Origin of the sequence: Chitinophaga sp., assembly GCF_039596155.1 — a bacterium.
Taxonomy (GTDB): Bacteria; Bacteroidota; Bacteroidia; order Chitinophagales; family Chitinophagaceae; genus Chitinophaga.
In genome coordinates, this window is record NZ_JBCNKF010000028.1 from 1 (window position 1) to 14,546 (window position 14,546).

The 14,546-nt window shown below is 46.5% G+C and carries 12 protein-coding genes; 6 read left to right on the plus strand and 6 right to left on the minus strand.

Going from position 1 to position 14,546, the window contains the following annotated elements:
• Positions 1-372 precede the first annotated feature (372 nt).
• The 6 genes from ABDW33_RS23365 to ABDW33_RS23390 form a co-directional block, all read right to left on the minus strand.
• The gene (locus tag ABDW33_RS23365; protein ID WP_343692520.1) at positions 373-1,539 is read right to left on the minus strand and encodes a hypothetical protein; all 1,167 of its coding nucleotides are present in this window, start codon (positions 1,537-1,539) and stop codon (positions 373-375) included.
• 89 nt (positions 1,540-1,628) lie between these two features.
• Positions 1,629-2,066 carry an SsrA-binding protein SmpB gene (gene smpB / locus ABDW33_RS23370; protein ID WP_146969840.1) on the minus strand — a complete coding sequence of 146 codons (438 nt, stop codon included), beginning with the start codon at positions 2,064-2,066 and terminating at the stop codon, positions 1,629-1,631.
• Positions 2,067-2,143: 77 nt separating this feature from the next.
• Positions 2,144-2,992 (minus strand): acetyl-CoA carboxylase, carboxyltransferase subunit beta, encoded by an 849-nt coding sequence (gene accD, locus ABDW33_RS23375; RefSeq protein WP_343692521.1) that lies wholly within the window; start codon positions 2,990-2,992, stop codon positions 2,144-2,146.
• Between the two features lie 398 nt (positions 2,993-3,390).
• Positions 3,391-4,458 carry a class II fructose-bisphosphate aldolase gene (gene fbaA / locus ABDW33_RS23380; RefSeq protein ID WP_343692522.1) on the minus strand — a complete coding sequence of 356 codons (1,068 nt, stop codon included), beginning with the start codon at positions 4,456-4,458 and terminating at the stop codon, positions 3,391-3,393.
• Between the two features lie 102 nt (positions 4,459-4,560).
• Complete coding sequence (locus ABDW33_RS23385) at positions 4,561-5,355, minus strand: helical backbone metal receptor (RefSeq protein ID WP_343692523.1); 795 nt, start codon at positions 5,353-5,355, stop codon at positions 4,561-4,563.
• Positions 5,356-5,366: 11 nt separating this feature from the next.
• On the minus strand, positions 5,367-6,725 hold the full coding sequence (locus ABDW33_RS23390; protein ID WP_343692524.1) for a pyridoxal-phosphate dependent enzyme: 1,359 nt from the start codon (positions 6,723-6,725) through the stop codon (positions 5,367-5,369).
• A gap of 132 nt (positions 6,726-6,857) precedes the next feature.
• On the opposite strand from ABDW33_RS23390, the gene bioD reads away from it, so the two are divergent.
• The 6 genes from bioD (at position 6,858) to ABDW33_RS23420 (ending at position 14,346) form a co-directional block, all read left to right on the plus strand.
• Complete coding sequence (gene bioD, locus ABDW33_RS23395; RefSeq protein WP_343692525.1) at positions 6,858-7,490, plus strand: dethiobiotin synthase; 633 nt, start codon at positions 6,858-6,860, stop codon at positions 7,488-7,490.
• Positions 7,491-7,503: 13 nt separating this feature from the next.
• Positions 7,504-8,085, plus strand: coding sequence for a 5-formyltetrahydrofolate cyclo-ligase (locus tag ABDW33_RS23400; RefSeq protein WP_343692526.1), 582 nt, complete (start codon positions 7,504-7,506; stop codon positions 8,083-8,085).
• A 3-nt stretch (positions 8,086-8,088) separates the two neighbouring features.
• A complete protein-coding gene (gene lpxK / locus ABDW33_RS23405; protein WP_343692527.1) occupies positions 8,089-9,156 on the plus strand; it encodes a tetraacyldisaccharide 4'-kinase in 1,068 nt (355 codons plus the stop codon).
• An 11-nt stretch (positions 9,157-9,167) separates the two neighbouring features.
• The gene (gene rnr / locus ABDW33_RS23410; protein WP_343692528.1) at positions 9,168-11,462 is read left to right on the plus strand and encodes a ribonuclease R; all 2,295 of its coding nucleotides are present in this window, start codon (positions 9,168-9,170) and stop codon (positions 11,460-11,462) included.
• 34 nt (positions 11,463-11,496) lie between these two features.
• A complete protein-coding gene (locus ABDW33_RS23415; RefSeq protein ID WP_343692529.1) occupies positions 11,497-12,468 on the plus strand; it encodes a polyprenyl synthetase family protein in 972 nt (323 codons plus the stop codon).
• Between the two features lie 210 nt (positions 12,469-12,678).
• Entirely contained in the window at positions 12,679-14,346 is a 1,668-nt protein-coding gene (locus ABDW33_RS23420; protein ID WP_343692530.1) for an amino acid permease, read from the plus strand.
• The last annotated feature ends 200 nt before the right edge of the window (positions 14,347-14,546 follow it).

The window sequence follows — 14,546 nt, forward strand, 5'->3', positions numbered from 1 at the left end:
GCTGCCGATAGCGGACAATGGCTAATCGATCAGGGATTTGAATCCGGGAACTAGCATTTCATTTACTAAATACCAATCGATGAAATAAACCCGCTGCCGATAGCGGACAATGGCTAATCGATCAGGGATTTGAATCCGGGAACTAGCATTTCATTTACTAAATACCAATCGATGCGATAAACCCGCTGCCGCCGACAATCACCCATACCCCTCCAAAAACTCAACACGCGGCATAAAACCGCCGCACTAAATATCCTATTCACGAAAGCGCAATCCGCTAACAAGAATGAACAAGGGCTGACCAATACTTTTGGTCAGCCCTTGTTCATTCCGGTATATGCATGTATGCCCTATAACGTTAAAATGCACTCCTTAAAAGCTGGCATAATGCTTCGTAACAATATTAGTGATCTCGCCATAAGACCTGGATACCGCCGCCTGAAACAGCTCACCCACTGAAGGAGAAGGCAGATCCTGCCCGCCGATCAACTTCCTGTCTTCCGGTGATAACACCCTTTCATCCCCTTTGAAATAAGTAAAAGAATTACTCCACCCTGCATCCGCCGGCAACACAATCTTCTCCATATCATCATCATTGGCACCATCTATCAGGTAACAGACGATGTTTCCCCCGGTCACCACACTCACAGTAGTAAAATAGAGTACCCCATTGTACGTTTCCTTCCTGATCTTCTCCACTTGTCTCGGTCTTTTCGTCGTGTCTGCAGGTTCTACAATCTCCACCGTCTTTACCAGTTCCCGGAAATTCTTCTGAATATTCGGTTTGCTCACGACGAAATCCTGTACCCTGATATCCACGATATAATCTGCATGCAGTTTATTTTTTACGACTTCACTTTCCGGCAATATCTGCACAAAACTGTTGTTATTCTTCGAACGCAGGTTGTTCAGCACCACATCCCTGTATGCCGCCGCATTGGGTTCCAAAGCCCGCTGATCATATTGAGAAACCAGGGCGACATCGCGTACCATCATAACAGCCATACCCATCTGGTAAGCCTGGTCCATCATTTCTCTGGCATTCCTGTAATCAGGTACCAGGGACAGTGCCGCCTGGAAATTGCTGTATGCCTTACGCGCACCGAACTTATCCCCGTTTCTCAGCAGCGCCATGCCACGATCATACCGGGTAGCAGCAGCAGTATCTTTAGAGGCATTGATGGCATTCCGGTAATCTTTCGGAGACACCACAGTCTGACATGCGGGGCATGCCTGAATATTGTTATAGAGGTTTTGCAGTACCTGGTATTCCGTCAGGGCTGCTTCAAATTTTAAATGACCAGTAGAGCTCAACGCTGCCGTTGCATTCTTTTCATGCAATTGTACAGCCTGCGCATAAGCCTGTGGAAGTAAAGTGAGTGCAGTCTGGTTCGTAGGACTTTTACGGAGTTTCTTTACAAAGGCAACGACGGCTTCGTCGTAGCGACCCTTATTATACAATTTTTCTCCTGACTTACAGGACAATACAAATACAAATGGGGCCAATAGCCACCAGCGACAGTTAGGTTTATTATTCATGGTGTAGGTATAGCCGCCCTGAGGAAGAGACTGTATTGATTAACCATCTCTTCACTAAACGTAGTGCTTGCTGTTTTGAAACAAAAAGACTACTTCAGATACCGTTTGATTTCTCGCTGTGTATCTCTCTGCTTAATTGACTCACGCTTATCATGCAATTTCTTACCCCGTCCAAGCCCTATCTCCATCTTCGCCAACCCCTTCTCACTTAAAAAGATACGCAATGGAACGATGGTAAACCCTTTCTCTTTAATCTTCCCCTCCATCTTACGTAACTCGCGTTTTGTCAACAGCAGTTTACGTTCACGTAATGGGTCATGATTCGCGTAGGCGCCATGCGAATATTCGGTGATATGCAGGCTTCTAACAAACAATTCTCCTTTAGAAAAATAGCAGAATGAATCATTAAAACTTACCCGGCTCTGGCGGATAGATTTAATCTCAGTACCTGTCAATACCATCCCGGCAATAAATTTATCCTCTATTGCATATTCATAAAATGCCGATCTGTTTCTCAGTTCTGCCACCTTAAATTGGGATTTACAAATTGCGGATTACAGACGGTATGTTGCCACACCAGTCGTAATCCGCAATACTTCTATAATTAGTTTTTAAATAACTCGAGCAACTGTGCCAGCTTAGCCTTCATTTCTTTACGGTCTATGATCAGGTCCAGGAAGCCATGTTCCAGCAGGAACTCAGCACTCTGGAAACCTTCCGGCAGGTCTTTCTTGATAGTCTCCTTAATGATACGTGGACCAGCAAAACCGATCAGGGCTTTAGGCTCTGCGATGTTCAGGTCACCCAGCATTGCAAAAGAAGCCGTTACACCACCGGTGGTAGGATCTGTAGCCAGGGAGATGAAAGGCAGTTTCGCATCTGCCAGCTGGGTCAGCTTGGCAGAAGTCTTTGCCATCTGCATCAGGGAGAAAGCACTTTCCATCATACGCGCACCACCAGATTTGGAGATGATCATTAATGGCATCTTATGTGCGATACAATAATCAACAGAGCGGGCGATTTTCTCACCAACCACGGAACCCATAGAACCACCAATGAAGGCAAAATCCATACAGGAAATCACGAGGTCGTTACCAAATACTTTACCAACACCTACACGCATAGCGTCTTTCAGGCCGGATTTCTTCTGCGCATCCACCAGTCTTGCTCCATAAGGCTTTAAATCTTTAAAGCCCAGGAAGTCTTTTGGATAAATATTACCAAACAGCTCTTCGAACTGATTGTTATCGAACAGGATTTCGAAATATTCAGCAGAATCAATGCGATTGTGATAATTACACTTATCGCATACATAAAAATGGTCCTTCAGGTCCTTTACCGTAACTGTTTTTTTGCAGCTAGGGCATTTGTGCCACAAACCATCCGGCGCTTCTTTCTTCTCACTTGTAGACGTTTGAATGCCTTGTTTAATTCGCTTAAACCAGCTTGACATATTGTACTATTAGGTTACAAAATAGTTGTGCAAGATACAAATTAAATTAACTTCAAAAGTATCTCATCTGCAATATTATAACAAAACAGGTTGGCTTCCATGATTTTCCCGTTCAGCCCGGGTAATAACAGGGGGACGCTAAAACACATCAGCTTTCGTGTTTTTTGTGCAAATCTGAAGTTTGACAGGAGTTTCCTCTAACAGACCGTAAAATTTATCAATGAAATTCAAAATATAGGAGTGTTTATAAAATGAAATGATCACGTCAGGTCTTACCGCCGGCTGAATCTTGCAGAAGCCCAATATACATGCAGGAAATTCGCCTGGGGAACCTTCGTAAAAGAAAAAGCCGGTAATTATGACAATTACCGGCTTCCCTGAAGTTAATTCCCTCAATATTAAGCATTTCTGCCAATGCAGTTCAGATCTTTAAACGCTTCTTCCAGGCGTTTTACAAAAGTCTCTTCACCTTTACGCAGCCATACACGAGGATCGTAATATTTCTTGTTTGGCTTATCAGCACCTTCCGGGTTACCCAGCTGAGCCTGCAGATAATCCTTTTTACCTTCGTAGAAGTCATGAACACCTTCCCAGAATGCCCACTGCATATCTGTATCCAGGTTCATTTTGATAACACCGTAACCCAGTGCTTCAGTGATCTGGTGTTTAGGAGAACCTGAACCACCATGGAACACATAATAAACTGGTTTAGCAGCAGTTTTATGCTTTGCCTGGATGAACTCCTGGCAGTTCTGCAGGATTTCAGGACGCAGCGCTACGTTACCCGGAGAGTAAACACCATGCACGTTACCGAAAGCCGCAGCTACCGTAAAACGAGGACCTACCTGAGACAGCTGCTCGTAAGCAAAGTTCACATCTTCCGGCTGAGTATACAGCTTGGAGTTGTCAACACCGGAGTTATCAACACCGTCTTCTTCACCACCGGTTACACCCAGTTCGATTTCGATGGACATACCCAGTTTGTTCATACGCTCGAAATATTTTTTAGAGATTTCGATGTTCTCATGGATAGGCTCTTCAGAAAGATCCAGCATGTGGGAACTGTACAGTGGCTGACCAGTTTGTTTCTTAAATTCTTCACCCGCGTCCAGCAGACCGTCGATCCATGGCAACCATTTCTTAGCAGCATGGTCTGTGTGCAATACCACTGGCACACCGTAGTACTTAGCTACTTCATGTACGTGTTTTGCACCGGAAATGCCACCGGCAATGTTTGCCTGCAACTTATCATTCGGCATTCCTTTACCTGCAAAGAACTGTGCACCACCGTTAGAAAACTGAATAATAACGGGTGAGTTTACTTTTGCAGCAGTTTCCAGTACAGCATTCACTGTGTTGGTACCTACCACGTTTACCGCAGGCATTGCCCATGCATTGTTCTTGGCATCATTGTACAGCGCTTCCAGCTCTTCGCCGAATAATACGCCAGCTCTGTATTTTCCCATAGCTTTCGGATTGTTTTACATTTAAGGACAGCAAATATAAGTACTAAATAACAAGTTTTATAGTGTTAGAATCATGTTTTCTAGTGATTTATATGATATTCGTCAAAAAAAATCCTGATTTTGGTAGAAATTCTCCCGAAAATAGGCCGCTGCGCGCAAGATTCTGCTGCCGTACCAGCTGAACATTTCTCCGTCTGCCAGCTGGACGGGAAGGTGCCTGAAAAAAGAGAAATGAGTCGCTTTGAAAGGAAAAGGTTCAGAAGAGAGTAGAACTAATTGACAATCAGTAGCCATTAATTCTTCCAGGGATATTTCAGGGTAACGGCTCCTGTCTTTATATACATTCTCCCACCCACACTGCTCCAGCATCGCCGAAATAAAAGTGTCGCCGCCGGCAACCATCCAGGGATCTTTCCAGATAAAGTATGCCACTTTGAGTCTGGATCGCCTGTTTTGGTTCAAAAGCGCCAGCTCTCCAAAAGCATTCCTGATCTCCGCACACAATTGTACCCCCTTTTCGACCCGGTTTGTAATAGTACTCACCTGCATGATCATTTCCAATGCACTCGCCAGGTCATGTACATCCGTTACCCACACCGGGAAGTCCTGCATCAGCCGCTCCACCTGCTCCCTGTCATTCTCTTCTTTATTGGCAATGATCAGGTCCGGCTGCAGGGCCTTGATCTCATCTATGTGCAATCGCTTTGTGCCGCCAATCCGGGGCTTATTATTGGCAGGGTGTATACAAAACTTTGTTACAGCAACGACTTCATTTGCTAATCCCAGGTCAAATAATAACTCCGTTTGTGAAGGTACCAAAGACACAATCCGGCGGGGAGGAAAGGACAACTTCACCTCCCTGCCAGTTTGATCTATATAAACTACAGCCGCTGTCAATGTCTTTGTATTTAGCTACCAAGTGCCTGAATTACATCGTATTTGGTGATGATGTGGGCCTTTCCACTTTCATCTCTTGTCAGCACTGCACCATTTTCTTTATTGATATACACCGACAATTTTTCTATCGGCGTATCCATTTTTACTTCCGGGAAAGCCGCCTGCATCACCTGTTTTACCTGTGCATCTTTCAGGTTCACGTCGTCAATCAGTTTGCTGAACAGACCACTCTCAGAAATTGATCCCACTACCTCCTGTTGATGCAACACAGGAATATGTTCAATATCGTATTTCTTCATTTTTGTGATCGCTTCACTTACCTTCTCTTCCTGGTCAATTGTTACCAGCGGCTGGTTGCGACGGCCATTCACCACATCTTTCACCGTCTTCACATCAAGGAAACCCCTCTCCATCATCCACTGATCATTATATACTTTTCCTACATACCGGCTACCGGAATCATGGAAGATCACCACTACCACATCTGTTGGTTTCAGTGATGCTTTCAGTTGTAAAAGACCCGCGATAGCTGAGCCGGCAGAGTAGCCTACAAAGATGCCTTCTTCTTTCGTGATACGTCTTGCCATGACCGCACCATCCTTGTCCGTTACTTTTGTAAACGCATCAATCACACTCATGTCATAGTTCTGTGGCACGAAATCCTCCCCGATGCCTTCTGTTATGTAGGGATAAACTTCCGACATATCCAGCTCCCCGGTTTCGAAGTACTTTTGCAATAGTGAGCCATAGCTGTCTATCGCCCAGACTTTTATGTCCGGATTCTTCTCTTTCAGGTATTTGCCCGTACCCGTAATCGTACCCCCGGTACCCGTTGCTACAACAAGGTGGGTGACCTTGCCATCTGTCTGTTCCCAGATCTCAGGACCGGTTTGTTCATAATGGGCATCACGGTTAGCGAGGTTGTCATACTGGTTTACATAGAAACTATTGGGTACTTCATTCGCCAGGCGTTTAGACACAGAGTAGTAGGAGCGGGGATCTTCCGGCTCTACGTTCGTAGGGCATACGATCACTTCGGCACCTACGGCTTTCAGGATGTCCACCTTCTCCTTGGATTGTTTATCGGTAGTGGTAAAGATACATTTGTAACCTTTGATCACGGCGGCCAGGGCCAGGCCCATACCGGTATTGCCGGAAGTGCCTTCTATAATCGTACCGCCCGGTTTCAGCAGGCCTTGTTTTTCGGCTACTTCGACCATTTTCACGGCCATACGGTCTTTGATAGAGTTACCAGGGTTAAAGAATTCTACTTTGGCAAAAACGGGGCAGGGTAAACCTGCGGTAACGCGGTGGAGTTTTACCAATGGGGTGTTTCCTATCGTTTCAAGGATGCTGTTGCAAAACTTCATAACATAATGATATTGATCGGGGCGAAAATAAGATAATTGGGTGATTTTAATCTTTTGCCAAACGCTTTCCTCCCATTATTCACCCTATGAGAAAATTACTATATAATTAATATACAATATCTTTGCACAATTATGACAAACCGCATCTTCATCACCGGCATCGGCACAGGCGTAGGCAAAACCATCACCTCCGCCGTTATTACAGAATCTCTCCAGGCAGATTACTGGAAACCTGTTCAAACCGGACTGACCGAAGGTACGGATACCCATACCATTCAAACCCTAGTATCCAACCCGGTTACAAAATGCCACAAAGAGGCCTACTGCCTCCGGGAACCGGCTTCCCCCCACCTGGCAGCGCGGCTCGAAGGCGTTAACATCAATGTGAAAAGAATAACAGAACTAGCTGATACCTACCAGCCTGCCAGCCGGCCATTCATCATCGAAGGCGCCGGGGGCCTGATGGTACCAATTACCGAAACCATCTTTACCATAGACCTGATCCAGCAACTCAAAGCCAGTGTAATCGTTGTAGCCGGCAATTATCTCGGCTCCATCAACCATTCCCTGCTCACCGCCAAAGTACTCCAACAGTCAGGTATCCCTGTACTGGGGTGGATCTTCAGCGGCGATACCCATTCAAATGAAGATGAAGTGGTGGCATGGTCCGGATTTCCCAAACTAGGCCGAATCCCCCAAACCAGCCATATCGACAAGGCTTTTGTAAAGGAACAGGCAGAAAAGCTATCTTTACAGTTAAAATAACTCAGCGGACCATTTGTTAACAAAAAAGGATATACGCCGGGAGTTTCTTGAAAAAAGACTCAATACTCCCACAGACCAGATCACCACGCTCAACGCGCAGCTGCTTGCTCAATGCCGGCTGCTGGACTTCAGCTCTTACAGGCTGGCACACATTTTTCTACCTATCAGGGAAAAAAAGGAAGTGGATACACATGCCCTTGCAGACCAGACCCGGGCCCGCTATCCGGATCTCCAATGGGTGATTTCCCGCTCCAATATGGCTGATGGCAGTATGTTGCATTACCTTTGGGACCAAAATACCGTATTGGAAAAGAATACATACGGCATTCCCGAGCCTGCCGGTGGCATCGTCATCGACCCTCAGGACCTGGATGTGGTATTCGTACCACTGCTGGCCTTTGACATCGCCGGTCACCGTGTTGGCTACGGCAAAGGGATGTACGACCGCTTCCTGGAACAATGCCGCCCGGATGTGACCACCATCGGGCTGTCACTTTTCGACCCGGTTACAGGTATTTCCGACATCGGACCCTGGGATGTTCCACTCAACATCGTGGTGACACCCGATACCATCTATCATTTCACAAAAAGCTGATGCATGCTTAATTATCTCAAGATCTTATTATATCCTTTCTCATTACTGTACGGCCTTATCATGTGGACGCGGAACCGGTTCTACGACAATAAAGTATTGACCGCCGTGGAATTCGACCTGCCTGTGATCGCTGTCGGCAACCTGTCCGTAGGTGGTACCGGCAAAACACCGCATGTTGAATACCTCATCCGGCTGCTCAAAGACCGTTTTCATATCGCTACCCTGAGCCGCGGGTACAACCGCCGTACCAAAGGATACCTGCTGGCAGATGAAGACAGTACCGCTTCGCAACTGGGAGATGAACCCATGCAGTTTCACCAGAAATACCCTGACATCAGTGTATGCGTCGGTGAAGAAAGAATGCTGGCCATTCCCCAACTACTCATGGAAAAGCCCGATACACAGGTGATTCTGCTGGATGATGCATTTCAGCACCGCTCTGTAAAACCCGGTATGAACATCATGATCACCGACTACAGCCGCCGCTTTACGAAAGATCATGTGGTGCCGTTTGGCCGCCTCAGGGAAGGACGTAAGGGATACGAAAGGGCCAACTGTATCATCGTATCCAAATGTCCGCCCGGGCTTTCTGAAACAGAAAAGATCGCCATCAGGCAGGAAATCAATCCTTTGCCCGGGCAACAGGTATATTTTACAACCCTGCAGTATGGGCAACTGTACGACATGTTCAGCAGCGAACCTGTCACCATACCAACAGCTACAACCCTGCTCCTGGTAGCTGGTATCGCCCGTCCGGAACCATTACTGCAACAATTGAAAAGCAGCCACCGGGAGGTCTTCCTGCTGTCTTTTCCCGATCACTATTACTATGCCGGACACGACCTGGACAAGATACAACGTGAACTTGGCAACCTGCCAGGGGATCATAAAATGGTGATCACCACCGAAAAAGATGCCGTTAGGCTACAGCTCCTGGCCCCGCAACTCCGGGAGCGAAACATAACCATCGCCGTTATGCCGGTGGAAATATCTTTCCTGTTCGGGGAAGGAGATTCATTTAATAATTATATTTTTGATTACGTGGAACGGTTTGGAAGTAACCATGATTAAATGTTACGAGAATGACTAAAAAGAAGAAACCTCAAAAAGCAAAAGCTGCCGGCAACAGAGATAAAAGTGCTGGCAACAGAGAAAAAACCGCTGGCAACAGAGAAAAAGGATCTGGCAATAAAGAGCAAAGATCCGGCAACAGAGAAAAAGGCGCCGGCGGACAAAAGAAAACCTACAATGGAACAGTAGAAATCACCCGTTCCGGCATGGCCTTCGTGATTGTCGAAGGGCAGGATAAAGATGTACTCGTCAGACAGAAAAACCTGAATACCGCTTTAGACGGAGATGAAGTAACCGTTGATGTGATTAAACAGGGTAAGAACCTGGGCCGGATGGAAGGAGTGATAACGGGGATTACTAAACGTAAGAAGACAGAGTTTACCGGCACCCTGCAGGTAAACAAGGGATTCGCATTCCTTGTACCTGACAAGGGCACTTTTATGCCGGATATATATATTCCTGCTAACGCAATGAAAGACCTGAAGACCGGCGATAAAGCCGTAGTGAAGGTCGTACAGTGGGGCGAAAAGACCCGCAAGCCCGTTGGCGAGATTGTAGAACTACTGGATGCCAGCGATACCAACGACCTGGCAATGAAGGAGATCCTCATTGAAGCGGGCTTCCCACTCAGTTTCCCGGCCGAAGTGATGCAGGAACTGCAGGAGATCAGGGAAGAGATCAGCAGTGCAGAAGTAAAGAAGCGTAAGGACTTCCGTAAAACCCTCACCTTTACCATTGACCCTGTCGATGCAAAAGACTTTGACGATGCACTCTCTATCAAAAAGACCCGCGGTGGCTGGTATGAAATAGGGGTACATATCGCCGACGTCAGTCACTATGTACTGCCGGATACCGAACTGGATAAGGAAGCAGACAAACGGGCTACTTCCGTATACCTGCCGGATCGTGTACTGCCAATGCTGCCGGAGAAGATCTCGAACGAACTCTGTTCACTGCGCCCGCATGAAGATAAACTCACCTTCTCCGCTGTATTCAAAATGAATGAGAAAGGAGAGATCAAAGAGCAGTGGATTGGCAGAACCCTGATTCACTCTGATCACCGCTTTACGTACGAAGAAGTACAGGAGATCATTGAATCTGGCGAAGGGCCTTATAAAGAGGAAGTGCTGCTGCTGAACAGCATGGCGCAGACCATGCGCAAAGCCCGTATTCAGCATGGAGCGATCAACTTCTCCTCCCAGGAAGTCCGTTTCCAGCTGGATGAGCAGGCAAAGCCAATTGGCATCATGATCAAAGAAAGCAAGGAAGCGCACCAGCTGATCGAAGAATTCATGCTGCTGGCCAATAAAAAGGTAGCAGAATATGTATACAACATCCGCATCGGCAATAACCAGCAGGTGCCGTTCCCATATCGTACCCACGATACACCGGACGAAGAGAAGCTGAAAGTATTCTCTGGTTTTGCCAGCAAATTCGGGCATAAGCTGGACCTGTCAAATCCCGATGCACTGGCGAATAGTTTCAATGCCATGTTACAGATGGCAAAAGGCAAGCCGGAACAACATGTGCTTGAAACACTGGGTATCCGTACGATGGCGAAAGCCGTTTATCAGACAGAAGATATCGGCCACTATGGACTGGGCTTTGACCACTATTGTCACTTCACGTCTCCTATACGCCGTTACCCCGATGTATTGGTACATCGCGTGGTGGCACAGTGCCTGGCGAATGATATCCATCCGGATAAGCGCATGGATGCAAAATGTAAACACTCTTCAGAAATGGAACGCAAGGCCATGGAAGCAGAGAGAGCTGGTAATAAATACAAGCAGGTAGAATACATGCAGCAGTTCCTCGGCGAGACGTTTGATGGCGTTGTGAGTGGTGTTGCACATTTCGGATTCTGGGTAGAGACCGTAGAAACCAAGTGTGAAGGGTTGGTAAGTCTGCAGAGTATGACCACCCGGGATGAGTTCAGGTATGATGAAAACGAATATTCACTGATCGGGATGTATACAGGCAGGAAGATCAGGATTGGAGATAAGGTGAAAGTTCAGGTGGCTGCTGCTAACCTGGTAAAACGCCAGCTGGACTACGAACTGATAGAAGATGAAGATGCAGATTTTCCACCGCAGGGCCGTGTAGCAGCAAGGAGAGCAGATGATGAAGAGGGTGGTTGGTTCAGCGACCGTGCCGATGATGCACAGGGACGTGCACCCCGTGGCAGGAAGCAACCGGCAGAGAAAAGGAGTGGTGCTGCCAGAGGAAAAGCAAAATCTACCGCTGGTAAGAAGAAATCGACATCAGACAAGAAGGGCGGTGGTGCTTCCCGTAAAAAGGCATAATTTCGACCCGATTCATAATTATTGACAAGATACCATGCATTCATTTCAGGAATTAACGATCCAGTTTGGAGAACATTTTGCGAAGGAACATTTTCCGGAAAAACCAAAGAAATTGTACAATGCGGCCAGCCACATACTCAAAATAGGAGGGAAGAGGATCCGGCCGATACTGGCCCTGATGGGCAACGAATTGTTTGATACGATTCATCCGGATGCTTACCAGGTAGGTACCGCGGTGGAGCTGTTTCACAATTTCACGCTCGTACACGATGATTTGATGGACAAAGCGCCACTTCGCAGAAACCAGCCCACCGTACATACCTTATATGGGGATACAGCGGCCATTCTGGCGGGAGATGTGATGCTGATCAATGTATATGAATACCTGAATAAAGTACAGCCACAGTACAAGCAAAAGCTGCTGGCTGCATTCAATAAAGCGGCTATTGAGGTATGCGAAGGCCAGCAGATGGATATGGATTTTGAGGAGATGGAGCCGGAACACGTGCAGTACAACGATTATGTAAATATGATCGCACTCAAAACATCTGTATTACTGGCTGCCAGTCTGAAGATGGGGGCTATCATCGGCGGCGGAAGTGAATATAACCAGGATCACCTGTATCAATTCGGTAAGAACGTGGGAATTGCGTTTCAGATCCAGGACGACTTTCTGGATGCATTCGGAGACCCGGAAAAGTTTGGAAAACAGCAGGGGGGAGATATCTTAGTGAACAAGAAGACATTCCTGTTGCTCAAGGCACTGGAGTTGTGTAACGGTGTGCAAAAGACAAAATTGAAGGAGCTGCTGGCAACTAATCCCGAAGATAAGGTGGCACAGGTGCTGGAGTTGTTCCATGATTGCCGGATTGATAAGTGGGCGGAGAAAGAAAAGGAAAGCTTTCACGACCTGGCGCTGGCACACCTGGAAAAGATTGCAGTGCTGTCTGCCAGAAAGCAGCCATTGATTGAACTGGCTGATTTTTTATTGAAGCGGGAGCATTAATGAACGTACTTTCTTTTATAAAGGAATAATGAATGAAAGATAGTCTGTCGGGGAGAACCGGTAGACTGTCTTTTTTTTATGGTAAGGGGCCGCTTTTTCAGCCGGCAACTAACTGATTTACTGCTGACAAGAGCGCATTAATTTAATTTCAATATCTTCGTACCATTCGCTAAACCTAAGAAAAGGTCAACAACAAAATATCACCACCAGATGTCTAAATCGCTGTTTCGTAAGAAATCTATTACTACTATTCTGAGAGATGCACAAGATGGTTTATCAGATGACGCACATGGTGGCGGCTTACACAAAGTACTGAAAGTAAAGGACCTGACGGCTATGGGGATCGCTGCCGTGATTGGCGCAGGGATCTTTTCTACGATCGGAGAGGCCTCGTACCATGGCGGTCCGGGGGTGTCGTTACTGTTTATCATCACCGCTGTAACCTGTGGCTTTTCAGCCCTTTGCTATGCTGAATTTGCCAGCCGGGTACCCGTGTCGGGAAGTGCGTACACCTATTCGTACGTCACATTTGGAGAACTGGCAGCATGGGTGATTGGTTGGGCATTGATCCTGGAATATGCCATTGGGAACATTGCAGTCGCCATATCGTGGAGCGGGTACTTCAATAACCTGCTCACCGGAGTAGGGAAAGCGGTAGGTATGAACCTGTCATTGCCGCTGTGGCTGACGAGCAACTACGACAGTGCCACGCCAGCGATCTATGCTGCCGCGCCCCGTATTGCCGGATTGCCCGTAATTCTGAACCTGCCTGCTTTTATTATAGTTGTATTAGTCACTTATCTCGCCTATGTCGGTATCCGTGAAAGTAAAAAGAGCGCCAACTTCATGGTTGGACTCAAGATCGCGGTAATTCTCTTCGTCATCATAGTAGGGTCATTTTATGTACATCCTGACAACTGGTCACCGTTTATGCCGAATGGCTTCTCCGGTGTACTGAAGGGCGTGTCTGCCGTATTCTTTGCCTATATCGGCTTCGATGCGATTAGTACGACCGCAGAGGAGTGTTCCAATCCGCAACGTGATCTGCCCAAGGGTATGATCTATTCATTGATCATTTGTACGGTATTATATATCCTGATCGCATTTGTGTTGACAGGCATGGTATCTTATTCTCAACTGAAAGTAGAAGATCCGCTGGCGTTTGTATTCAATGCCGTAAACCTGCATAAAGTGAGTTTCCTGATCTCCGTTAGTGCCGTAGTGGCGACTACGAGCGTACTGCTTGTATTCCAGATCGGTCAGCCCCGTATCTGGATGAGTATGAGCCGTGATGGATTGCTGCCTAAGAAGTTCAGCAAGATCCATCCAACCTTTAAAACACCTTCATTTGCAACGATTATCACCGGTATAATTGTAGGTGTACCTGCATTGTTCCTGAACCTGACGGTGGTAACAGATCTGACCAGTATAGGTACGCTGTTCGCATTTATCCTGGTTTGTGGTGGTGTATTGTTACTGCCACCGCAGGAGAAAGATGGCAGCAAGCGATTCCGGTTGCCATACATCAATGGGCAGTATATAGTACCTGCGATCATCCTTGTGTTCATTTTTATCTTCAGGAAGGAGCTACCGGCACGTTTTTCATTTGACGGTGGATGGGATGTATGGAAGCATAATATTCCGTTCTTCTTCTTTGCAGTGGCTTCGGTGATATTTGTGGTGCTGTCATTTATAAAGAAGCTGTCTTTAATACCGGTTTTAGGATTGCTCAGTTGTTTTTACCTGATGACTGAGATTGGTTTTAGAAACTGGGTAGTGTTTACCATCTGGCTGATCATTGGACTGATGATTTACTTCGGATATTCATACCGGAAAAGTAAGTTGAATGAAGATGTGCCTAAAGTAATTATCAACTGATTTTTAAGATAAAAAAAGGAGCCGCTTTTGTGAAAACGAAAGCGGTTTTTTTATGGAAAATGGGTTTGCTGCCTGCTACTGATTGTAAAAAGAATTCCCTGAAGTTGCCACCGCAGTCGTTTTGCTTAACTACCTCATCCCTAACTATTTGTAGTGCTTATCTAATTTGGAAGTTTCACAAAAAATCCTTATATTTAAAT

What these genes read in the sequence shown, in the direction of transcription:
- ABDW33_RS23365 (WP_343692520.1), bottom strand. Translation starts at nt 1,539, where the DNA reads ATGAATAATAAACCTAACTGTCGCTGGTGGCTATTGGCCCCATTTGTA.
- accD (WP_343692521.1), bottom strand. Translation starts at nt 2,992, where the DNA reads ATGTCAAGCTGGTTTAAGCGAATTAAACAAGGCATTCAAACGTCTACA.
- fbaA (WP_343692522.1), bottom strand. Translation starts at nt 4,458, where the DNA reads ATGGGAAAATACAGAGCTGGCGTATTATTCGGCGAAGAGCTGGAAGCG.
- ABDW33_RS23390 (WP_343692524.1), bottom strand. Translation starts at nt 6,725, where the DNA reads ATGAAGTTTTGCAACAGCATCCTTGAAACGATAGGAAACACCCCATTG.
- bioD (WP_343692525.1), top strand. Translation starts at nt 6,858, where the DNA reads ATGACAAACCGCATCTTCATCACCGGCATCGGCACAGGCGTAGGCAAA.
- lpxK (WP_343692527.1), top strand. Translation starts at nt 8,089, where the DNA reads ATGCTTAATTATCTCAAGATCTTATTATATCCTTTCTCATTACTGTAC.
- rnr (WP_343692528.1), top strand. Translation starts at nt 9,168, where the DNA reads ATGACTAAAAAGAAGAAACCTCAAAAAGCAAAAGCTGCCGGCAACAGA.
- ABDW33_RS23415 (WP_343692529.1), top strand. Translation starts at nt 11,497, where the DNA reads ATGCATTCATTTCAGGAATTAACGATCCAGTTTGGAGAACATTTTGCG.
- ABDW33_RS23420 (WP_343692530.1), top strand. Translation starts at nt 12,679, where the DNA reads ATGTCTAAATCGCTGTTTCGTAAGAAATCTATTACTACTATTCTGAGA.